The sequence below is a fragment of the Chryseobacterium indologenes genome (genome assembly GCA_016025055.1).
GTDB classification, from domain to species: Bacteria; Bacteroidota; Bacteroidia; order Flavobacteriales; family Weeksellaceae; genus Chryseobacterium; species Chryseobacterium indologenes.
The window spans coordinates 2,482,282-2,505,746 of sequence record CP065590.1 but is presented as its reverse complement, the minus strand read 5'-3'; the positions used below and the strand labels follow the sequence as shown (position 1 = coordinate 2,505,746).

Below are 23,465 nucleotides of genomic sequence, written 5' to 3'. Positions count from 1 at the left end.
ACTCTATTCACCTCAAACACGTTCACCTCATGAAACCACAGCTTGTCATTTTCGCCATTTTAATTACCGGATTCATTGTTTACAACTTCTTTTTCCAATCTCAGGATGATAAAACGAATACCGTAATCAACATCCTTTTTGCCAGTATACTCTTTGGATATATTGCATTTATGGCCTACTCTCTTCTTAAAAAAATGAAGAAATAACCTGTTATTTTTATTGATTCTAAATTATCGGTTTTCCTTATTTTCAGCCTACTTTTAAGCTGATAAATTTCATGCTTTCTTGTTTATTCGCTAAATTTGCAAATTGAGATAATAATGCAAAAATGAATTTACCTGAAAGTTATATTCCAATCCTTATCCAGGCTGGTGTAGCAGTAGGATTTGTAGCGGTTTCTTTGCTTGGGGCACATTTCTTGGGGCCACAGCAGAAAAAAGGAAACTCTGTAAAAAACCAAAGCTGGGAATGTGGAGTTCCTGTTGAAGGAAATGCAAGAACACCGTTTTCTATCAAGTACTTCCTGACTGCGGTATTGTTCGTACTATTCGATATTGAAATCGTATTTTTTTATCCCTACGCTGTAAACTTCAGAGAATTCGGAATGGAAGGATTCCTGGCAGTGCTTACATTCGTAGCCATTTTCTTCATGGCATTTTTCTATGTCTGGAAACGTGGTGCGCTCGATTGGGATAAATAAATTTTAATTAAAAGATTGAATGTATTTAAGTAGTTTAAAGATTTCCAAGATCTTATTTTTTTTAATCTTTAAATATTTTAATCTTTAAATATTTACTAAAAATGTCAGATAAAAAACCAGTAATAAGAACAGATGCACCTGCTCCCGAAGGATATGAAGGAGAAGGGTTTTTCGCAACAAAACTGAGCAGTGTAATCGGAATGGCAAGAAAGTTTTCACTTTGGCCATTGCCATTTGCTACTTCTTGTTGTGGTATTGAGTTCATGGCTACCCTGAACCCTACCTATGATGCATCAAGATTTGGTATGGAAAGAAACTCTTTCTCCCCAAGACAAGCAGATATGCTGATGGTTTGCGGAACTATATCAAAGAAACTAGGTCCGGTCCTAAAAGAAGTATACACCCAGATGGCTGAACCTAAATGGGTAGTAGCTGTAGGAGCATGTGCTTCCAGTGGTGGTATTTTTGATACGTATTCCGTACTTCAGGGGATTGATAAAATCATTCCTGTAGACGTCTATGTTCCGGGATGCCCTCCAAGACCTGAACAGATCATTGAAGGGGTAATGCAGGTACAAGCTCTTGCAGAAAGCGAAAGCATCAGAAGAAGAGATATGCCTGAGTATCAGAAACTATTAGATTCTTACAACATAAGCAACTAAACGGAAATGACAAACGAATTTGTATTAGAAGCAATCACAAGAGAATTTCCGGAATCTGTTATTTCAAGTTCAGAACCTTATGGGATGCTGACCATTGAAGTAAAGAAAGAAGATATCAAAAAGATCATCCACTATCTTAAGGACTCATCACTGGAATTTAATTTCCTTACAGATATCTGCGGTATTCATTACCCGGAATTCCCGGACAAGGAGATTGGTGTTGTATATCATTTACATAATATGATGGCCAATTTCAGATTACGTCTGAAAATCTTTATGTCCAGAGAAAATATTGAAGTGGATTCTCTCGTTGAATTATATGCCGGTGCCAATTGGATGGAAAGAGAGACTTATGACTTTTACGGGATTAAATTCAAGGGACACCCGGATCTCAGACCTATTTTAAATATGGAAGATCTCGGATACCACCCAATGTTGAAAGAATATCGACTTGAAGACGGTACAAGAACCGACAAGGATGATAATATGTTCGGAAGATAAAAAATAATGCAATAAGCAGAAAGCAGCAAGCCATACGCTTAAAGCCTAAAGCCTATAGCCTAAAGCATTTAAATTATGAAAGATAACTCATTATCCAATATACTTAACCAGTACGAAAGCAAGGAACAGATTGACGGGCAATTGTATACCCTGAATCTAGGACCTACCCACCCTGCTACTCACGGAATCTTCCAGAACGTCTTAACGATGGATGGAGAAAGAATCCTTCATGCTGAGCAAACGGTAGGATATATCCACAGAGCATTTGAGAAAATTTCTGAAAGAAGAAATTATTCTCAGATCACTACCCTTACTGACCGTATGAATTACTGTTCTGCACCGATCAACAATTTAGGTTGGCACATGACAGTAGAAAAGCTGATTGGCGTTCAAGTTCCAAAACGTGTAGACTATATGCGTGTTATCTTAATGGAACTAGCGAGAATCGGTGACCACCTGATCTGTAACGGGGTAACCGGAATGGACTCAGGAGCGATTACTGGTCTTACTTACATGTTCATTGAAAGAGAACGTATTTATGATATGTATGAGCAGATCTGTGGAGCAAGAATGACGACTAACATGGGAAGAATCGGAGGATTTGAAAGAGATTTCACTCCTAAGTTCCATGAGTTATTGAAAGACTTTTTAAAGACTTTCCCACCAAGATTCAAAGAATTCTGTACCCTATTAGAAAGAAACAGAATTTTCATGGACAGAACCATCGGTACAGGAGCTATTTCAGCAGAAAGAGCATTAAGCTACGGGTTTACAGGTCCAAACTTACGTGCAGCAGGTGTAGATTATGATGTGAGAGTTGCACAACCTTATTCTTCATACCAGGATTTCGACTTCATTATTCCTGTAGGAACTTCAGGAGATACTTACGACCGTTTCATGGTTCGTCAACAGGAAATCTGGGAATCTATTAAAATTATCAAACAAGCATACGAAAACCTTCCTGAAGGGCCATTCCACGCGGATGTTCCTGATTTCTATCTTCCTGAAAAAGCAGATGTATATCAGAAAATGGAAGCTTTGATCTACCACTTCAAAATTGTAATGGGAGAAACTGATGTACCTAAAGGAGAAGTTTACCATGCTGTAGAAGGTGGAAACGGAGAATTAGGTTTCTATCTTGTGAGTGACGGAGGAAGAAGCCCTTACAGACTTCACTTCAGAAGACCATGTTTCATCTACTATCAGGCATATCCTGAAATGATTACAGGTTCTGTAATTTCGGATGCCATTGTAACGATGTGTAGTATGAATATTATTGCGGGAGAATTAGACGCATAATATAACAGACAAAAAGATAAAAGAGGAAAGAATAAAGACTTTCTTCAAATTAAATAAAAATGAATTTAGATCACGAATCAAAAAGTCTTTTTTCTTGGTTCTTTGTTCTTTAATCTATATAAAAAAATGAGCGAAACAATAGCTTTTAAACCGGAAAGTTTAGCACAGGTACACAAAATTATCGCAAGATATCCTGAAGGAAGACAGAAATCTGCTCTTCTTCCCGTACTTCACTTGGCGCAGAAAGAATTCGGAGGATGGTTAGATGTTCCTGTGATGGATTATGTTGCCGGACTATTAAGTATCAAACCGATTGAAGTATATGAAGTGGCTACTTTCTATACCATGTTCAATATGAAGCCGGTAGGTAAATATGTTCTGGAAGTTTGCAGAACCGGACCTTGTATGGTTTGTGGAAGCGAAAAAATCCTTGACCATATCAGAACAAAACTGAACATTAAGGACGGAGAAACTACTGAAGACGGTATGTTCACCTTAAAGCCTGCTGAATGTCTTGGAGCGTGTGGTTATGCACCCATGATGCAGCTTGGAAAGTTCTTTCATGAAAATTTAACAATAGAAAAAGTAGACGAAATCCTTGAACTTTGCAGACAGGGACAGGTTGCTTTAGACTAATAAAGATTTTGGATCCCGAATTTTGGATGTAAACTCAGTTAATTTTTTTAATAATTATAAAAGCTAGAAGCCCAAAGCCGATAGCGAAAAGCATAATAAACAATGAGTAAAAAACTTTTACTTAAAGACGCACATATAGAAGGTATCCGCTACTTTGAAACATACCGTAAACAGGGAGGTTACACAGCAGCTGAAAAAGCCTTGAAAATGACTCCTGACGAAATCCTGGAAGAAGTAAAAACTTCAGGATTAAGAGGTCGTGGTGGAGCTGGATTCCCGACAGGGATGAAATGGAGCTTTTTGGCAAAACCTGAAGGTGTTCCAAGACACCTTGTAGTCAATGCGGATGAATCTGAACCCGGAACATTCAAGGACAGATATCTGATGGAATTTCTTCCTCACCTGTTGATCGAAGGAATGCTGATTTCATCTTACTGTTTAGGTTCCAACACTTCTTATATCTACATCCGTGGAGAATATTCATGGATTCCGGATATCCTTGAAGAAGCCATTGAAGAAGCTAAGGCAGCAGGATTTTTAGGTAAAAATATTTTAGGAACAGGTTTCGATCTTGAAATCTACGTACAAAGAGGTGGTGGAGCATACATCTGCGGTGAAGAAACTGCATTGCTTGAATCCCTTGAAGGAAAAAGAGGTAACCCAAGATTAAAACCACCATTCCCGGCTGTAAAAGGTCTTTGGGAAAGACCAACGGTAGTAAACAACGTTGAGTCTATCGCGGCAATCGTTCCAATCATTGATATTACTGGTGCTGAGTATGCTAAAATCGGTGTCGGTAGATCTACAGGTACGAAATTGATTTCTGCTTGTGGAAACATCAACAAACCGGGTGTCTACGAAATCGATATGACCATCACGGTAGAAGAATTCATCTACTCTGATGAATACTGTGGAGGTATTAAAGACGGAAAAAGATTAAAGGCCTGTATTCCAGGAGGAAGTTCTGTTCCAATTGTTCCAGCAAACTTATTGTTGAGAACAGTGAACGGAGAGCCGAGATATATGAACTATGAATCATTAGCTGACGGTGGTTTCGCTACCGGAACAATGATGGGTTCAGGAGGTTTCATTGTTTTAGATGAAGACCAGTGTATTGTAGATCACACCATGACATTGGCAAGATTCTACAACCACGAAAGTTGCGGACAATGTACACCTTGCCGTGAAGGTACAGGATGGATGTACAAAATCCTGAAAAAAATTGAAAAAGGAGAAGGAAAAATGGAAGATATCGATCTTCTTTGGGATATCCAGAGAAAAATCGAAGGAAATACCATTTGCCCATTGGGTGATGCAGCAGCTTGGCCGGTCGCAGCAGCCATCCGTCACTTCAGAGATGAATTTGAGTGGCACGTGAAAAACCCCGAGTTATCTCAAACTCAAAATTACGGATTAGCGCATTATGCAGATCCTATCCCGGCTGTTGAAAAGAACGCTTAATTGAAATGAAAAAATTATTGGTGGTCGGCTTAATGATGTCGAGTTTTGTTTTCGGACAAAAAAAAGATTCTTTAGTAGCAGAAAATAATGCAGATTTGTTTAAAACTCCTGTTTATAAAAAACCAGAGCCTTTAAGCAAAAAAGGACAGATGTTCGTTTTTTACGGATGGAACAGAGCAGCGTATAGCAATTCTGACATCCATTTCAAAGGAAATGGGTATGACTTCCAGCTGAATAATGTGACTGCCCAGGACAGACCTACAAAATTTGGAATTGTTTATTTTGATCCAAGTTGGTTTACAGTAACACAGTATAATTTCAGATTAGGATATTTTATTAAGGATAATTTAGCGCTTGTTTTAGGGATCGACCACATGAAATATGTGATGGACCAAAATCAGACTGTTAACTTTAAAGGACATATTTCAGATCCTGAATATGCAGCCATGGTACAAAATGGTCAGGTAAACCTGGCAGATGAGAAGTTCCTTACTTTTGAACATACAGACGGACTTAATTATGAAAACTTAGGTCTTGAAAGATACCAGAGTCTGATCAATAAAAAAAATGTTGATTTGGTCTGGTCTTATGGTGCCGGTGTCGGATTTATGTTCCCGAAAAGTAATGTGAAACTTTTTGGAAATGAAAGAAGTGACCGTTTCCATGTTGCAGGTCTTGGAACTGACGTAAGAGCCAGTCTCAACCTTGTCCTTTGGAATCACGTCATGGTAAGATTAGAAGGAAAAGCAGGCTACATCAATATGTGGGATATTAAAACCACTTTGAATAACAAGCCGGACAAAGCCCAACAGGATTTCGTTTTCGGACAGGTCCTTGCAGGAATTGGATATACATTTAATACAAAGAAATATAAATAACAAAGCCTATTGCTTAACGCATAAAGCTTAAAGCATACAATATGAGCGAAGAAGTTAAAAAATTCAAAATAACCATAGACGGCCAGACTACCGAAGTTATGCCCGGTACTTCTATTCTGGAAGCGGCAAGACAAATCGGTGGAAAATCTGTACCTCCGGCTATGTGCTACTATAGCAAATTGGAAACCAGCGGAGGAAGATGCAGAACATGTCTGGTAGAAGTTTCTAAAGGATCTGAAGCAGACCCTCGTCCTATGCCGAAATTGGTAGCAAGTTGCAGAACGAATGTAATGGACGGTATGGAGGTTAAAAACCTTACTTCTGAGAAAGCTCAGGAAGGAAGAAAAGCCGTTACTGAATTCTTATTGGTGAACCACCCTCTTGACTGTCCGGTTTGTGACCAGGCAGGTGAATGCCACCTTCAGGATCTTGGATATGAGCATGGAAATCTTGAAACAAGAACAGAATTCGAAAGAAATACGTACGAAGCCGATGATCTTGGGCCACACATCAAGCTGAACATGAACCGTTGTATTCTTTGTGCAAGATGTGTATTGGCAGCTAACCAGTTAACAGGTGAAAGAGAGCATGGTATTCTTTTCAGAGGAGATCACGCTGAGATTTCAACCTATTTAAATAAAGCTTTAGATAACGACTTCATCGGAAACGTTATCGACGTTTGTCCTGTAGGAGCATTAACAGACAGAACTTCCCGTTTTGCAAGCAGAGTATGGTTTACAAAACCAATGAATGCTACTTGCAAATGCGATAAGTGTTCCGGAAAAGCTGTAGTATGGATGAAAGGTGACGAAATTGTAAGAGTTACTGCAAGAAAAGACCAATGGGGTGAAGTGGAAGAATTCATCTGTGATACATGCCGTTTCGAAAGAAAAGCATTATCAGACTGGAACATCGAAGATCCTAGACACATCGACAGACATTCTGTAATTTCATTGAATCACTACGAAAAGCCTAAAGATGAGCTAAGAGTCTTAGACAATCCAATGGCTAAAGAAATCAGTGAAAAAGACGAAAAATAATTTTAATAAAGACAATTAGATTTCAGACACAAGACATCAGACTTAACCTTCTATCTAGTATCTGACATCTCACATCTAAAAATCTTTAAAACAAAAATGGATTTACTTACATTTAAACTTATACTTGTACTAGCACTTTTCCTGCTTTCGTTAACGATTGCAGCCTACTCTACCTGGGCAGAAAGAAAAGTTGCCTCTATCATGCAGGATAGAATCGGTCCGAACAGAGCCGGACCTTTCGGATTACTGCAGCCTCTAGCTGACGGTGGTAAATTCTTCTTCAAGGAAGACTTTACACCTGCCAATGCTGAAAAATTCCTTTTCGTATTGGGACCGGCTTTAGTAATGTTTATTTCATTGATCACGGGAGCAGTTATTCCTTGGGGTAAAAGTTTAAATATTGCAGGTACTTCTTTTGATCTTCAGGTTGCCAACATTGACGTTGGTGTACTATTTATCATCGGAATGGCTTCAATCGGGGTGTACGGAATCATGATCGGAGGTTGGGCTTCGAACAACAAATATTCATTATTAGGTGCTATCCGTGCTTCTTCTCAGATGATTTCTTATGAATTGGCAATGGGATTGGCACTTCTTTCTATCATCATGATGGCAGGAAGTTTAGATTTAAAAGTAATTACTGAAAACCAGACTCACGGTAAACTTTGGGGAATCATTCCTTGGGTTTCAGGGATGAACTGGAATATTTTCTACCAGCCAATCGCTTTCCTTGTATTCTTTGTAGCGGCTTTAGCTGAAACGAACAGACACCCGTTCGATTTACCTGAGTGTGAATCTGAATTGGTAACAGGATATTCTACAGAATACTCTTCCATGAAGTTAGGGTTATATATGTTCGGGGAATACGTGAACATGTTTATCTCTAATGCTTTCATGGTGGTTCTTTTCTTCGGAGGATATAACTATCCTGGTATTGAATGGGTAACTCAGAACTGGGGCGAGAACACTGCAGGGATCTTGAGTATCGTAGCATTCTTAACGAAAACGGTAATCGGAATTCTGATCTTCATGTGGATCAGATGGACGCTTCCAAGATTCAGATATGACCAGCTGATGCACTTAGGATGGAAAACTTTGATCCCGATGGCATTGGTAAACCTATTGATTACAGGAGCTGTAATTCTAGCGTTTGGAAATTAAATTATCGAACCTAACTGGTTTTAAAAACCTGTTAGGTTTGTGTGAATATTGAATATTAAAAATTAAGATAACAGACAAGATTAGTCTAAAATCTGGTGTCTAACATCTAATATCTATAATTAAATGAAATTAACTAACAGATCAAAAGTTGTTTCCAACAAAGAAATGACCCTTGCTGAAAAAATCTATCTTCCTGCGATCTTTACAGGGATGGGGATTACATTTAAGCATGCTGTAAGAACCGTGATAAAGGGTGCTCCCGCAGTATATTCGTATCCGGAAGTACAGAAGCCAAGAACGACTATCTGGAGAGGCCAGCACGTCTTGAAAAGAGACGAGCAAGGCAGAGAAAGATGTACCGCTTGCGGACTTTGTGCGGTAGCTTGTCCTGCAGAAGCCATCACCATGACTGCTGCTGAAAGAACTAAAGAGGAAAAAGATCTTTACAGAGAAGAAAAGTATGCTTCAGTATATGAAATCAATATGCTAAGATGTATTTTCTGCGGAATGTGTGAAGAAGCTTGCCCTAAATCTGCCATCTACCTTACCGACAGACTGGTAGACGTAGAAACCAACAGAGGTTCTTTCATTTACGGAAAAGATAAATTAGTTGAAAAAATAAATGAAAGGATTGACATCACGACAAGACAATCCGAGAAACAAAAAAATGCGGTAAAATAATGGATCAGTTTTTATTTTTCTTGGTGGCGTTTTTAGCAGTAGCAAGTGCAGTATACTTCGTATTTGCCAGAAATCCTCTCTATGCTATTTTGTCATTGATTGTTACGATGTTTTCAATTGCAGGAATGTACATTCTTCTGAATGCTCAGTTCCTGGCAATTATCCAGATTATAGTGTACGCAGGTGCCATCATGGTACTTTTCCTTTATATCTTAATGATGCTTAACCTTAATAAAGCAGACGAAAGTAAAAAGAACAATACTTTAAAATTTGTTGGAGTTTTTACGGCAGGTCTTCTTTTGGTAGGAGTGTTGGGAGTATTCAGAGGAGTTCAGCAAAACCATATCGTTGTTGAGAATGTAGACAGAGGAGTTGGTCTTACGAAGAACCTGGGTAGACTTTTGTTTAATGAATATGTTTTACCGTTTGAGCTTGCTTCTATCCTGATTTTAGCAGGTATTGTAGGCGCGGTATTAATCGGTAAAAAAGATTTATAAAATTATGGGAGAAGTAAATACATTTATACAAAGCATCCCTTTGAATTACTTCATCATCCTTTGTTCTGTATTGTTCAGTTTAGGAGTGATGGGAGTTTTGCTTAGAAAAAATGCTATTGTGATTCTGGGCTGTGTAGAGCTTATGCTTAATTCTGTAAACCTTTTGTTGGCAGCTTTTTCAGCGTACAAAGGCAACGGCGACGGACAACTTTTAGTTTTCTTCATTATGGTGGTTGCTGCCGCGGAAGTGGCGGTAGGTTTGGCAATTATTGCTATGCTGTATAGAAATACCCGTTCTGTAGATGTGAGTATATTTAATAAATTAAGAGGATAAGAATGGAGAATCTAGTATATGCAATAGTACTTTTACCACTTTTAGGGTTTCTTATAAACGGTTTATTCGGAAAAAATCTTCCAAAAATAGTAGTTGGTTCTTTGGCTACAGCAATGGTTTTCGGATCATTCTGTATTGCTGTAAGTCTTTTCATGAATTTCAATTCTGAAAGCCAGCCTGTAATCGTAAAAGCTTTTGAATGGTTTAGAGTAAACGGAGTTCAGATCAATTTTGGATTCCAGATCGATCAGCTGTCTTTGATGATGGTGATGATCATCACGGGTATCGGTTCACTGATCCACTTATACTCTATCGGATATATGAGTCATGATAAAGGATTCTATAAGTTCTTTACTTACCTGAATCTTTTCATCTTCTCAATGTTACTTTTAGTGATGGGAAGCAACTATCTTATCCTATTCATCGGATGGGAAGGTGTAGGTCTTTGTTCTTACCTGTTGATCGGATTCTGGTATACGAATGAAGAATACGGTAAAGCAGCAAGAAAAGCTTTCATCATGAACAGAATTGGTGACCTGGCATTGTTGATCGGGATCTTCATGATTGCGGCTCAGACAAACGCTGTAGACTACCTTTCAGTAGCAGAAAATGCTTCAAAATTTGAATTAGACGGAACAGTGATTATCTTTATCACAGCGAGTTTATTCATCGGTGCTACCGGTAAATCGGCTCAGGTTCCATTATATACATGGTTACCGGATGCGATGGCCGGGCCAACTCCTGTTTCTGCATTAATTCACGCAGCAACGATGGTAACGGCGGGGATCTATTTAGTAGTAAGATCTAACTTCTTATTTACTTTAGCTCCAACTGTACAGGGAGGAATTTTATTCATCGGATTCTTAACGGCAGCTTTAGCAGGATTCTATGCACTGCGTCAGAACGACATCAAAAAAGTATTGGCATACTCTACCGTTTCACAGCTTGGATTTATGTTCATCGCTTTAGGTCTTGGTGCTTATACAACAGCAATGTTCCACGTAATGACACACGCTTTCTTTAAAGCTTTATTATTCTTAGGAGCAGGTTCTGTAATCCACGCTATGAGCAACGAGCAGGATATGCGTTTCATGGGAGGTCTTAAAAAATATATTCCTCTTACTCACGCTACCTTCCTGATCGGAACATTAGCCATCTCGGGTTTCCCTTTATTATCAGGGATGATCTCTAAAGACGAAATTTTAGTAGCAGCTTTCGCTAAAAATCCAATTTATTGGGTAATCTTATTTGTTTTAGCGGCAATGACTGCCACGTATATGTTCAGATTATACTACCTGACTTTCCACGGAGAATTCAGAGGTACTGAAGAGCAAAAGCATCACTTACACGAAAGCCCGTCTAATATGACATTACCATTGATCGTATTGGCTATCCTTTCTGTAATCGGAGGTTTCATTAACCTGCCACACTTCATCGGCCACGGACATTATGCCAAACTGATGGAATGGCTAAAGCCAGTTCTTACGGAACAAAGCTACAGCCAGATGGAAGCTACTCTTTCAGGAGTAGATTTCAATACTGAAATGATCTTATTGGCAGCGACAGTAATTATGTTCTTCTCTGTATGGTTTATCGTAAGAAATACCTATGTAAACAAGAAGAAGATGGCTGTTGCAGAAGAAAACTATACCGGATGGGAAAAGCTTTCTGCTAAAAAATTATATGTTGACGAGCTTTACAACGCATTGATTGTAAAAACTGTTGAAGGATTAGGACGCGGGAGGAAAAATGTTTGATAAGGGTATCTTGGATCGTTTTGTAAACTTTGTAGGTGATGGTGCTGAAGATAGCGGAAAAGCTATGAAGCGCGTACAAAACGGAAATGTAGAGACGTATATTCTTATCATGTCTTTAGCTGTGGGAATTATATTAATTGTTAACTTTTTATTACAATAATAATGTCTTGTTTATTATTAACATTATTACTATTACCTCTAGTAGGTTCGGGATTAGTTTTTGCCTGGAAGAATAATTCCAGCAAATATTTGGCACTGGGAATTGCATTGGTACAAATGCTCCTTACGTTTTACATCCTTTCGGATTTTGATTTTACTCCGACGGTAGACAGCGTACTGCAGCACGAGATCAATTACCCTTGGTCGCAATTCATGAAGAGCTCTCTTCACTTCGGTATCGATGGGATGAGTATGCTTCTTTTATTGCTGACCAACATTCTGGCGCCAATCATTATTTTATCTTCTTTCAACGAAAGTGTAAACTACAGAAATACATTCTACGGATTGATTCTGTTGATGCAATTCGGTCTTGTGGGAGTATTTACTTCTTTAGACGGATTATTGTTCTACATTTTCTGGGAAGTCACTTTGATTCCAATTTGGTTTATTGCCGGACTTTGGGGACAAGAGAATAAAAGGTTTGAATTTACTACGAAGTTCTTCGTATATACATTCGTGGGATCTTTATTTATGTTAGCCGGATTGATCTATGTGTACAACCACTCTGCATCATTCGCTTTAACGGATCTATACAATGCACAACTGAACGAAACACAACAGACTGTGGTATTCTGGTTCATTTTCTTTGCTTTTGCAGTGAAATTACCGGTATTCCCTTTCCATACCTGGCAGCCTGATACCTATACCTACTCTCCTACTCAGGGATCGATGTTGTTATCCGGAATCATGCTTAAAATGGCGGTCTATGGGGTAATGCGTTATTTACTTCCTATTACTCCGCTTCCGATTGCAGGAATTTCAGGACAGATTGTAATCATCCTTGCGATCGTGGGAATTGTTCACGGAGCTTTGATCGCGATCATCCAGACGGATATGAAGAGAATCATCGCGTATTCATCTTTCTCTCACGTAGGCTTGATGGTGGCAGGTATCTTCGCTTCTGCGGTAGTTACTTTAAGAGGAAGTTTCAATGTGGAAGGTGCTGAAGGAGCTTTGGTACAGACCTTCGCTCACGGTATCAACGTGGTAGGTTTATTCTACTGTTGTGATATTTTATATAAGAGATTTAAATCAAGAGACATCAGACAAATGGGGGGATTGGCGAAAGTTGCTCCTAAGTTTGCCGTGCTATTCCTGATCATTATATTAGGTTCCATGGGAGTTCCATTAACTAATGGGTTCATCGGAGAATTTATTCTATTGAAATCTGTGTATGATTTTAACGGGACAGCAGCTGTAATTGCTGGTCTTACGGTAATTCTTTGTGCGGTGTACTTATTGAGATTCTATGGAAAAGCAATGTTTGGAGAAGGTGATGCAGCCGTGTTAAGTACAGCAAAAGATTTATCAGGGGTAGAATTTTCTGTATTGGCAAGCTTAGCGGTTTTTGTGATTTTACTGGGTATTTTCCCTCAACCGGTAATCGATATGATAGGTAGTTCAGTGAAGTTTATCTACACGGCGATGGCTAACTAAAAAATTAAAAGATTTAAAAATTAAAAAAATAAGAGATTAAAAAAAGGCAAGAATAAAGAGAAAAGAACAAAGAGTTTAAGAACCGATTTACGGGTATTATTCACATTTTCAATTTTATTCTTTCAATTAAAATCTCACATCTCAAATCTATATTATGAGTGTTTTAATTATTGTTTTCCTAACGGCAGTTATTGCGTTATTTTCGGGAGTTTTTGAACAAGGAAAATTCGCAAGATACATTGGGATTTTGGGTTTAATCATTGCATTGTATGTAAGTTTCATGCCTGAATGCTCGTTTTTCGATCATTACAAACATATGTATGAATACAGTGCCAATGCTGCATTGTTTACCAAAATATCCATTGTAACAACCTTATTGTTATTCTTCCTTGGAGGTTTTGCTTTCAGCAACCACAGAAGCCACCAATCGGAATTATACGCTTTGATGCTATTTGCATTATGTGGAGGAATTGTTCTTTTCGGATACCAGAACCTAGTTACTATGTTCTTAGGTGTAGAAATTCTTTCCATTCCGTTATATGTAATGGCCGGAGCCAACAAAACTGATCTGAGATCAAATGAAGCTTCCATCAAATATTTCTTAATGGGTGCATTCGCGACAGGTTTCTTATTGTTCGGTATTGCATTTATCTACGGAAGTGCCGGAAGTTTTGATTTATATAAAATCCATGATTTTGGCGTAGCAAACGCTACGAACGTGATGTTTATCCTTGGGGTATTATTGATCCTTTGTGCATTGGCATTCAAAGTAGCGCTGGCGCCTTTCCACATGTGGAGCCCGGATGTATATTCAGGATCTCCTTCACTGATCACTGCTTTTATGGCGAGTGTGGTTAAGATTTCAGGATTCTTCGCCCTGTTCAGATTGATGACGATCGGTTTTGCAGGAGTAACACACGAATGGATCAATGTTTTGGGAGTATTCTTAATCATTACTTTATTATTAGCAAACGTTATGGGTCTTGCTCAGACGAATGCAAAAAGAATGTTGGCTTACTCTTCAGTATCTCACGCCGGGTACATCGGATTGGTATTCTTCGGAATGACAAGTCTTTCTACGTATAACTTAGCATTCTATTTATTCGCCTATTCTTTATCTACAGTTGGAGTTTTCATGTGTCTGATCTGGGTAGAGAAATTAAAAAGAGAAACTTCTTTCGGAGCTTTCAAAGGATTGGCAAAAACAGAACCTTTATTGGCAACGGTGGCTACAATCTCTATGCTTTCTATGGCAGGAGTTCCGTTGACAGCCGGTTTCATGGGAAAATTTGCTTTATTCTCCCAGGCAATGAATGGTGCCGCTTTCCTTGTATTGGTAGCCGTATTAGGGTCTGCCCTATCGATTGCTTATTATTTAAGATTGATCATCGCAATGTTCTTCTTTAAAGAATCAACATTCAAATCATCTGAAAAAGTAACCCTTACTTATAATATTGTTGCTGTAGCCGTAATTGCATTGATTATTATTTTAGGAGTCTTCCCGGATTTCTTTGCAAGCATGTTCGGACTGTAAATAATAGTATAATAATTCATATTAAAAACCTTTCAGTTCACTGGAAGGTTTTTTTGTGGTCCTTTAAAAAGCTGTATTCATTACCAATGTTCATTCAGTTTTCCGGGGTAAATTTTTTAAAATTGTAAAGGAAAATATACTTACATGGAAATTTTTACAGAAAGAGAATGAACATCCGCAGAATACCTTATTCTTTTTCAATTTTTTCCTCAATAAAGAATAATAAAACAAAAAAAAGATCATTTTTACCCAGCGAAAAATAAATTTGTAAGTAGAGTATTTTTCATAACTTTACTTTCAAATTTCAGCTTTTGGCTAATCTCTACAAAAAAGACTCTCCCTTTCAGGTTTTCATATCATTCAAAAAATATTTGGATGTCCTGGAACACATCCGTTATAATGACCGAATGGAATACAGGGTCAACTATGCCGAATCGCTGATTGAAAGCACCAGGAACTTTAAAGAACTCAAAGAAGGCTTCCAGGATATAAGCATTCTCGAAAAAAATGCAGATCTTATCAGATTACTTCTTGCTGATCTTTTTCCGACTGGCCTTACCCATAATGAAATAAAGGCAGCCAGCATCCCTCTTTCAAATATCACGTTCAATTATACGCAACGATTTAAAAACATCCTTAAAGATGCCGGAAAAGATTTTGAAATAGAACTCAGAAACATTACGGATAACGAATTCTATGTATTCTGCTGTTGCCTGATTCTCCAGAGCTATTTCAAAAAGGATATCAGAAGCACAATCCCGTTTTATTATGATATCCCTAATCAGCAGGGAATCATGAAGCATTATAAAATAACTGTAAACTCAGACTTCACAGAAATAATCCCTACCGAAAATGCCAGAATACCTTCTGATGACATTCTGGATATGCTGTTGGAAAATCTCGATGATTTTAAATTGTGGAAAAAGTACTTTCCTTCCCAATCCTGGATATTGAGAGGGTTTACCATTATTTCGCTGGTAGACTGTACCTCAGAAGTAGCTTTATCCGACCTGAAGTCCAGTATGATAGAAATCGATCCTGAAAATTTAAATCCCAATGAGAATCTGACAGAAATTTTCAAATCCTATTTTGATGTTGCTGATCTGAATTTCGGGATTATGACCTTCAATAAAAAGGAACAGAAACTTGATAAACTTCCGATCTACGAAAGTCTTTTAACCAATCATATTCTTGATTTCTGGATTAATACATTTGATGAAGAAACACGTAAAAACACCTTTGAAAACTTAAGCAATAATTCAAAGCCAATTGTCGTCAGCAATGTGAACAAACTGGATGAAAATGTAAAACAGCTGCCCTCTTTCAGTATTTTAAAAGATAATAATATCAACAGCTTCATGGTGATTCCCATCATGAAAGATAATGAACTTCTTGCCATTATGGAGTTTACCTCCCCTCTGGCAGGCAGCTTCAATGGTTTAAAGCTTAAAAAGATGGAATTTTTCACTGATATGGTGTTGTTTTCTCTCAGTAGATTTTATTTTGAGAAAAATTATCAGATTGAAGCCATTATCCAACGTGAATACACAACCATCCACGACAGTGTTGTATGGAAGTTCAGAAACGAGGCTGAAAGATACTTTACAGCTTCACTGGGGAAAAAAATGTATACTTTAAAACAGATTTCCTTTAGAAACCTTACTCCGTTATTCGGGGTCTCAGACATCCGTTCTTCTTCAGAAAAACGTTTCAACCTGATGCTTGAAGACCTGAATCAGCAAATTGAAGCTCTGAAAGATATTTTCACCCTGACAAATTCGGATTCCGAAAAATTCATCCTGGCGCTTGATATTTTTGAAAGCGAACTCAATCACGAAATCAAAGCTGATACAGAACAACGTTTTCAAAGATTATTACGGGAAGAAATACACCCTTTCTTACAGGGAAAACTGGAAGTAAGAACGTCAAAGGAAGTAAAACTAAAGATTAAAGACTATTTTTCACAGCTCCTGGCCCAAACGAATTTATTTTACAATCACAGGAAAAAACTGGATGATTCCATTACTCTTGTCAATAGAAAACTCGCAGATATTCTGGATGAAAGCCAGGTAAAGGCACAACAGGTCTTTCCACATTATTATGAAAGGTTTAAATCCGACGGAGTGGAACACAACCTCTATATCGGTTCTACCATTGCTCCGGATCTCCATTATACGGCAAAAGTCGTTCACAGATTGAGATACTGGCAGCTGAAAACCATTTGTAAAATAGAAAGGGAATTTCAGACTTTTAAAAAAACGCTTCCCATTGAGCTCGATATTGCCTCATTGATTTTCGTCTATAATGAAAAAATTGACATCCGCTTCAGAATGGATGAAAAGCGCTTTGACGTAGACGGCGCCTACAATTCTTACTACGAAATCATCAAAAAGCGTCTGGATAAAGCCCACGTCAAAAATTCATCGGAAAGAATAACCGCCCCGGGAAAAATCACCATTGTCTATTTTGGAATGGAAAATCAGAAAGAATACCTGGAATATATATCCAAACTGCAAAAGAAAGAAATTCTGCAGCATGATGTAGAATTCCTTAAAGTGGAAGATCTCCAGGGAATCACAGGCCTGCTGGCGTTGAGGGTTTCATTGGTATAGGCGAACATAACAAAAAAATGATTATCAGATATCATCCAATAATCATTCAGCTCTTATTTATTGTTAATTACAGACTCAGAAAAGCTACACCAAAAGACAGTACCGAAATAATAATGCCGGCCATAAAGATCTTATAGGTAATGGATAAAAGCTTGTACTTCCTGTCCAGGACTTTTCCCAGATAATACAGGTCTTTCACCATAGAATCGTAAATATAATCTCTGTCTTTGATCAAATCCCTCATGGCATTGTGATAATCATCAAACATCATCTGCTGGAAATTTCCAAAAAACAAAAGGTTGACTTTTCTGTTCACAATATCCTGAGGTGTAAAAGTCGTTTTGGTGACGTTCGGTTTGGTTGAAAGAATGGCAAATACGATTGTAAATACACTTGAAAGAAGCAATATAAAGCTTGGAAGAATGAGATGCGAATTTTTTGGAGCATCAAGTTTCGGAACAAGCACAGAAAGACAAACTGAAATAATGATTGCATTGACAGAAAGTAAGATATTGGCTTTGCTGTCTGCGATATCACTCAGTCTCGTATGGTTATTCAAGGTTACTCTGAATAAAGTATCAACGCTTCTGTCTGATTTCTCCTTTTCTTTTTTTCCTTCGATATTCTCTTTTTTATCTTCTTTTTTTGTTCTTCTTTTTCCAGTTTCTTCTCTATTTTCTTGATGTTTTTCTTTTTAAAGGCTCCCAGTTTTCCTTAGCATATTCGGTATAAAAGGTATGCTTGTTCTTAAGCATATCCAGGTTACCCGAATTCCATTCTTCGTTGGAGAAACATTTTACATTGGTAAGTTCCCATTCTTTTCTTAAAGCATCAGAAATATCACTGTAATCGTGGCCTGCAAAATGACTGAAGTCTGCATCCTTTACAATTTTCTCCAGTAACCCCTGCGGTTCATGCGTGATTTTCGTTGCCAGAATAAGCTTTTCCACATCATCAATATAGTTTGTCGGATAATTTTCCTGATGTAGAAAATTTTTCATGATTTCCACGCCTCTTTCTTCATGGTTTTTAGCACATTCTATATATCCTGTATCATGAAACCATAAAGCCACGAGCACTTTTTCCTGATCCTCTTCAGAAACAGGTGTATTCTTCATGATTTCCTCAGCCTTATTGACCGTATAGGCAGTATGAATAAAATTATGGTAAAAGTAAACTGAAGATAACTTATCTTTGAATAAGATTTCAACATAATTTTTAGCTTTGTCTAGAATGCTCATCCTTGAATTTTTGTTAATGTAAATTTATGAATTTATCCTTTAAAACACATTTAAAAAATACTTCTATTGTTCTTAGAACGGTAATGTCTGCCGGAGCACTGTATTCCTGCGCAACCTATAACGTACAAAAGGGCAAAAACTTATTCGAAGTAGCAGATTCAGAGATAAAATCTGAAAACGATTTTAAATTGTTCCTGATCGGGGATGCCGGAAATGCAGATGAAGCCCAGGCACAGAAGACATTGAATTTACTTAAAGGCAAACTGGATTCTGCGAGCAGTAATTCAATGCTGATCTTTCTTGGAGATAACGTTTATCCCAATGGAATGCCTCAGAAGAAAGATAGAGATTATCCTTTAGCCGAAAAAAAACTGGAAGATCAACTCGCCATCACCAAAAATTTCAAAGGAAAAACACTGGTAATTCCGGGAAATCATGACTGGTACAGTGGGGTCGAAGGATTAAATACTCAGGAAGGTTTCGTTAAAAAATATTTTGATGATAAAAAAGCTTTTTTACCTAAAAGCGGATGTCCTATTGATGATATCAGCCTTTCAAAGGATATTAAATTAATCGTTATCGATACAGAATGGGTCATTACAAACTGGGACAACCACCCGGGAATTAACAAAAACTGCAATATCAAGACACGGGAAGATTTTTATACAGAATTTAAAGATCTTATTATTAAAAACCAGGGAAAAAGAATTATTGTTGCCTTACACCACCCGATTATCAGCAGTGGAACCCATGCCGGTTTTACCTCGGCAAAATCTCATCTGTACCCTTTTAATAGCAAGGTTCCTCTTCCTGTAATAGCCAGTACGGTTAATATCCTGAGAAGCTCTTCAGGAGCAAGCCCCGCCGATATCAATAACCAGCATTACGCTGATCTTGCCAACAGATTAAAAAGCATTGTACAGGATAAAGAAAACATTATTTTTGTCTCCGGACATGATCATAACTTACAATATCATGAAGAGGGAAATATAAGACAGGTCATCAGCGGGGCAGGCTCCAAAGTTGACCCGGCTACCATTGTTGAAAAAACAGACTTCTCGTATGGCGGCAGTGGCTTTGCCGTTATGAATATCAGAAACGATCAGAGCACAGATATTGAATATTTTTCTACCAAAGATGCCCAATTGAAAAAGTTGACCCATATTTCCGTTATTTCCAAGCCGGATGTATTTGTGAACAACTTTCCCAATTCTTTTCCTGCAACATTCTCTTCGAGTATCTATCCTGTTCAGCTCACTGAAAAACGTAAATTTTACAGATGGCTCTGGGGAGATCATTACAGAAGATATTACGGAATTCCGATTGAAGCACCAACGGCCAATCTTTCAGAACTCAATGGCGGATATATCCCTTTCAGAGAAGGAGGCGGAAACCAGTCGAACAGTTTAAGATTAAAAGCAGCTGACGGACAGGAATTCGTGATGCGTGGGGTGAAAAAAAGTGCTATCCGATTTCTTAATAACATGGCTTTTCAGAAAAGTACACTCGGCGAGGAGCTGGCAGATACCTTTCCTGAGAAATTCTTATTAGACTTCTATACAACCAATCATCCCTTCACGCCATTTTCAGTCGGAAATATGTCTGAAAAGCTGAATATTTTCCACAGTGATCCAAAGTTGTATTATATCCCTAAGCAAAAGGCTTTGGGGAAGTATAACCAAAACTATGGAGACGAAATGTACATGATCGAGGAGCGTTTTTCTTCAGATCCGAAAACTTTGGCCTCCCTGGATAATGCAAAGGATATTCTTTCTACCGACGATGTATTGAAAAATATTAACAAGAGCACCAAATACTCTGTAGACAAAGAATCTTATATCAGAGCAAGAATGTTTGATATGCTGATTGGTGACTGGGACCGACATTCTGATCAGTGGAAATGGGCAGAATATGAAGTTGGGGATAAAGTGGTTTATAAGCCGATTCCAAAAGACAGGGACCAGGCATTCAGCAAATATGACGGGGCAGCTTTTAAAATTATCATGAATGTTCCCGCCATCCGCCATATGAAAACCTTTACAGAAGAGATCAGCAGTGTAAAATGGCTGGCTATGGAGCCTTACCCGATGGATCTGGTTTTCTTAAAAGGAGCAACCAAAGAAGATTGGGAAGCACAGGCAAGATATATTCAGGAACATTTAACGGATCCGGATATCGATAATGCTTTTCAGAATCTTCCCAAAGAAGTGCAGGATGAAACCATTGCTGATATTCAGCGAAAACTTAAAATAAGAAAAACAAAGCTACAGGATTACGCGTCCCAATACTATGATGTACTGCAGGCAAAAGTTCCTTTAGCCGGCACCACAAGCCCGGATAAATTCGTTATTACAAAAAACGGACACTCAGTGCTTGTACAACAATATAAATTAGGCAAAAACAAAGATCAGAACGAGCTCGTTTTTGAAAAGACGTATCATGATTCAAAAACAAAGGAACTTTGGATCTACGGACTTGAAGACGATGATGTTTATGACGTCGTAGGAACCGGTAGTCCTAAAATGACCATCAGGTTAATTGGTGGCTATAACCATGATGTTTATAATGTAGCCGACGGAAGAAAGGTAAAAATTTATGATTTTAAATCTCAAAAGAATACATATAATGCCGGTAATGCTACCAAAAATATCTCTGATGACTATGATATCAATTCTTACAATTACAAGCATCCGAAATACAATTCTGTAGCCGGTTATCCCAATGCTGATTACAACCCGGATGACGGGGTTATCATAGGTGTTCTGGCCAATTATACGGTCAATAATTTTATCCGTGATCCCTTTACCCAAAAACATAGTTTAAAAGCTAATTTCTATACTGCCACGGCTGGTTTCAGCCTTGTTTATAAAGGAATATTTAAGAAAGCTATCTCGGGATGGGATTTCAATTTGGACGCTGCTTATACTACTCCACGTTTTTCTCAAAACTTCTTCGGGTTGTCTAATGAAAGCGAATACAATAAAGAAGATACAGAAAGAGAGTATAACAGAGCCCGAATCTCGAAATTCAATTTTGCGCCGTCAATCTCCCAAAAAAGCTGGATGAACCTCAGCCATCAGATTCAGCTTACTTTTGAGGATAATAAGGTACAGAGAAAAGATAATCGGTTCGTTAATATATCCCCTGATGTAAAACCTGAAGTATTCAATAGTCAGCAGTTTGTGGGAGCCAACTATACATTTGGTTATAAAAATGCTGATAACGTTGCCTTTCCTACTCTTGGGCTTGAATTTATGCTCAATGCCGACTGGAAAGCAACTCTTTCAGATTTCAACAAAAACTTCCTGACTTTTAGAGGAAAGCTTGCCATTGATCACAGAATTGATAAAAAGGAAATTTTGTATTTGCCAATTCAAGTAATGTCATGTGGATCAATAATAACAATTTTGAATTCTTTCAGGCTGCCGCAATCGGAGGTAATAATGGAATGAGGGCTTTCAGAAATGAAAGGTTTTCCGGTAGATCCTATTTTACCAATAATTCTGAAATCCGGTGGGATTTCGGCAGAATACGAAACAATATTGCTCCAACCAATCTGGGAATTCTTGTGGGTTATGATATCGGCCGTGTCTGGAATGATACTGAAAATTCGAGAAAATGGCACGAATCTGTAGGCGCCGGGATCTGGTTAAGCATTGTGGAAATGATGTCCGCAAGATTAAATTATTTCTATGGTTCAGACGGAGGAAGGATTTCTGCAGGAATAGGAATGAAATTTTAGTGAAAAATAAATTTAACTCTAATTTTTAATGTAAAAAAAGAGTTGTAAAAATTACAATTCACCGACAGCAAACCGCCCGTCAGGCTTTTTATTGTTTAGAATTAAAAAAAATAATTTAAATAAAAATTAATAATTCCACTTTTTAATTGATACTTTTCACACATAACTTAAATATGGTTTTTAAATAAGAGCCATATTTTCAGCGTCAAATACTAAATACATCGATAGACCTATATTTTTGTTGATTTCAAAAAAAATGAATGTTTTAAAAAGAATATATATTTGTTTAAAATTATTTCAATAAAAATCAACAAAAAGATGAAAAAAAAGCTATTATACATGGCATTATTAGTGATGTCCATAAGTAGTTACGCACAAGTTGGGATACATACTTCCACGCCACAACATTCATTACATGTAAACGGTTCTCTTCAGGTAGTAAAAGACATTAATTTAGGCGGTAATGCCAACACCAAAGGAAGTTCGGGAAACCGTGGGGAATTTCTGATGTCAAATGGAGCCGGCAATGCACCGGTATGGAGAAACATAGAATCTGAAAACTTCCTGAAAGTTATTTATGTAGGAAACAAAAATGACATAAGCCCTGCCAGCGGAAGCTATACAGGAAGCCACACAGCTCCGGTCAGTACGCATGAAAGTTATTCCCAAACGTATATTTTCAATGTAAGCAACAAAATTGATACTTCCTATTTGACCTATAATTCCGGTACGGGACTATTCACCGTAGTGAAAGCAGGTTTTTATAATATTGTGCCTTATGTCACCTACGACCTGAACTTAAATCCATCCGGGCAGACCGCAGGAACGGCCAATTCATACATTCAGAGAGTTGCTCCTTCACAAACCACGCTGGCAGGGATCTCTACAGGTCATGGAGAGCGCACCACCGGGCTGAATCATAATTTATCTTCCATCAATTTTTTCAATCCCGGGGATACTTTCAGAATACGTTGCCGCTACACTCAGAATTTCAGACTGTCCGGTGGCAATATTCATATATCTTATCTCACACCTTAACAATTTGGCTTCAAATCATATCAATTATACTATTC

At 37.9% G+C, this 23,465-nt stretch carries 17 protein-coding genes and 3 pseudogenes; 19 read left to right on the top strand and 1 reads right to left on the bottom strand.

Going from position 1 to position 23,465, the window contains the following annotated elements; genetic code table 11:
• The first annotated feature begins 29 nt into the window (after positions 1-29).
• From H3Z85_11435 to H3Z85_11355, 17 genes and pseudogenes are all read left to right on the top strand, one after another.
• On the top strand, positions 30-206 hold the full coding sequence (locus tag H3Z85_11435; GenBank protein QPQ50171.1) for a hypothetical protein: 177 nt from the start codon (positions 30-32) through the stop codon (positions 204-206).
• A gap of 122 nt (positions 207-328) precedes the next feature.
• Positions 329-700 (top strand): NADH-quinone oxidoreductase subunit A, encoded by a 372-nt coding sequence (locus H3Z85_11430; GenBank protein ID QPQ50170.1) that lies wholly within the window; start codon positions 329-331, stop codon positions 698-700.
• Between the two features lie 101 nt (positions 701-801).
• The gene (locus tag H3Z85_11425) at positions 802-1,362 is read left to right on the top strand and encodes an NADH-quinone oxidoreductase subunit B (GenBank protein QPQ50169.1); all 561 of its coding nucleotides are present in this window, start codon (positions 802-804) and stop codon (positions 1,360-1,362) included.
• Between the two features lie 6 nt (positions 1,363-1,368).
• A complete protein-coding gene (locus tag H3Z85_11420; protein ID QPQ50168.1) occupies positions 1,369-1,863 on the top strand; it encodes an NADH-quinone oxidoreductase subunit C in 495 nt (164 codons plus the stop codon).
• A gap of 75 nt (positions 1,864-1,938) precedes the next feature.
• Positions 1,939-3,162 carry an NADH dehydrogenase (quinone) subunit D gene (gene nuoD, locus H3Z85_11415; protein ID QPQ50167.1) on the top strand — a complete coding sequence of 408 codons (1,224 nt, stop codon included), beginning with the start codon at positions 1,939-1,941 and terminating at the stop codon, positions 3,160-3,162.
• Positions 3,163-3,288: 126 nt separating this feature from the next.
• On the top strand, positions 3,289-3,798 hold the full coding sequence (locus tag H3Z85_11410) for an NAD(P)H-dependent oxidoreductase subunit E (protein QPQ50166.1): 510 nt from the start codon (positions 3,289-3,291) through the stop codon (positions 3,796-3,798).
• A gap of 102 nt (positions 3,799-3,900) precedes the next feature.
• On the top strand, positions 3,901-5,259 hold the full coding sequence (gene nuoF / locus H3Z85_11405; protein QPQ50165.1) for an NADH-quinone oxidoreductase subunit NuoF: 1,359 nt from the start codon (positions 3,901-3,903) through the stop codon (positions 5,257-5,259).
• 5 nt (positions 5,260-5,264) lie between these two features.
• Positions 5,265-6,137, top strand: a complete 873-nt coding sequence (locus H3Z85_11400; protein QPQ50164.1) for a hypothetical protein — start codon at positions 5,265-5,267, stop codon at positions 6,135-6,137.
• Between the two features lie 41 nt (positions 6,138-6,178).
• On the top strand, positions 6,179-7,177 hold the full coding sequence (locus H3Z85_11395) for a (2Fe-2S)-binding protein (GenBank protein QPQ50163.1): 999 nt from the start codon (positions 6,179-6,181) through the stop codon (positions 7,175-7,177).
• 96 nt (positions 7,178-7,273) lie between these two features.
• A complete protein-coding gene (nuoH, locus tag H3Z85_11390) occupies positions 7,274-8,338 on the top strand; it encodes an NADH-quinone oxidoreductase subunit NuoH (GenBank protein QPQ50162.1) in 1,065 nt (354 codons plus the stop codon).
• Positions 8,339-8,461: 123 nt separating this feature from the next.
• The gene (locus H3Z85_11385) at positions 8,462-9,019 is read left to right on the top strand and encodes an NADH-quinone oxidoreductase subunit I (GenBank protein QPQ50161.1); all 558 of its coding nucleotides are present in this window, start codon (positions 8,462-8,464) and stop codon (positions 9,017-9,019) included.
• Positions 9,019-9,516 (top strand): NADH-quinone oxidoreductase subunit J, encoded by a 498-nt coding sequence (locus H3Z85_11380; GenBank protein QPQ50160.1) that lies wholly within the window; start codon positions 9,019-9,021, stop codon positions 9,514-9,516. Before H3Z85_11385 ends, H3Z85_11380 begins: the two co-directional genes overlap by 1 nt.
• Positions 9,517-9,520: 4 nt before the next feature.
• Positions 9,521-9,850 (top strand): NADH-quinone oxidoreductase subunit NuoK, encoded by a 330-nt coding sequence (gene nuoK / locus H3Z85_11375; protein QPQ50159.1) that lies wholly within the window; start codon positions 9,521-9,523, stop codon positions 9,848-9,850.
• 2 nt (positions 9,851-9,852) lie between these two features.
• Positions 9,853-11,767: pseudogene (gene nuoL, locus H3Z85_11370) on the top strand (NADH-quinone oxidoreductase subunit L).
• Between the two features lie 2 nt (positions 11,768-11,769).
• Positions 11,770-13,263, top strand: coding sequence for an NADH-quinone oxidoreductase subunit M (locus H3Z85_11365; GenBank protein ID QPQ50158.1), 1,494 nt, complete (start codon positions 11,770-11,772; stop codon positions 13,261-13,263).
• Positions 13,264-13,417: 154 nt separating this feature from the next.
• Positions 13,418-14,797 (top strand): NADH-quinone oxidoreductase subunit N, encoded by a 1,380-nt coding sequence (locus H3Z85_11360; protein ID QPQ50157.1) that lies wholly within the window; start codon positions 13,418-13,420, stop codon positions 14,795-14,797.
• Between the two features lie 311 nt (positions 14,798-15,108).
• A complete protein-coding gene (locus H3Z85_11355) occupies positions 15,109-17,409 on the top strand; it encodes a GAF domain-containing protein (GenBank protein QPQ50156.1) in 2,301 nt (766 codons plus the stop codon).
• Between the two features lie 67 nt (positions 17,410-17,476).
• Here the strand turns inward: H3Z85_11355 and H3Z85_11350 are convergent.
• Positions 17,477-18,650: pseudogene (locus H3Z85_11350) on the bottom strand (HD domain-containing protein).
• Between the two features lie 26 nt (positions 18,651-18,676).
• Here H3Z85_11350 and H3Z85_11345 point away from each other — a divergent pair.
• Positions 18,677-22,392: pseudogene (locus H3Z85_11345) on the top strand (metallophosphoesterase).
• 318 nt (positions 22,393-22,710) lie between these two features.
• Positions 22,711-23,430, top strand: a complete 720-nt coding sequence (locus H3Z85_11340) for a hypothetical protein (protein QPQ50155.1) — start codon at positions 22,711-22,713, stop codon at positions 23,428-23,430.
• The last annotated feature ends 35 nt before the right edge of the window (positions 23,431-23,465 follow it).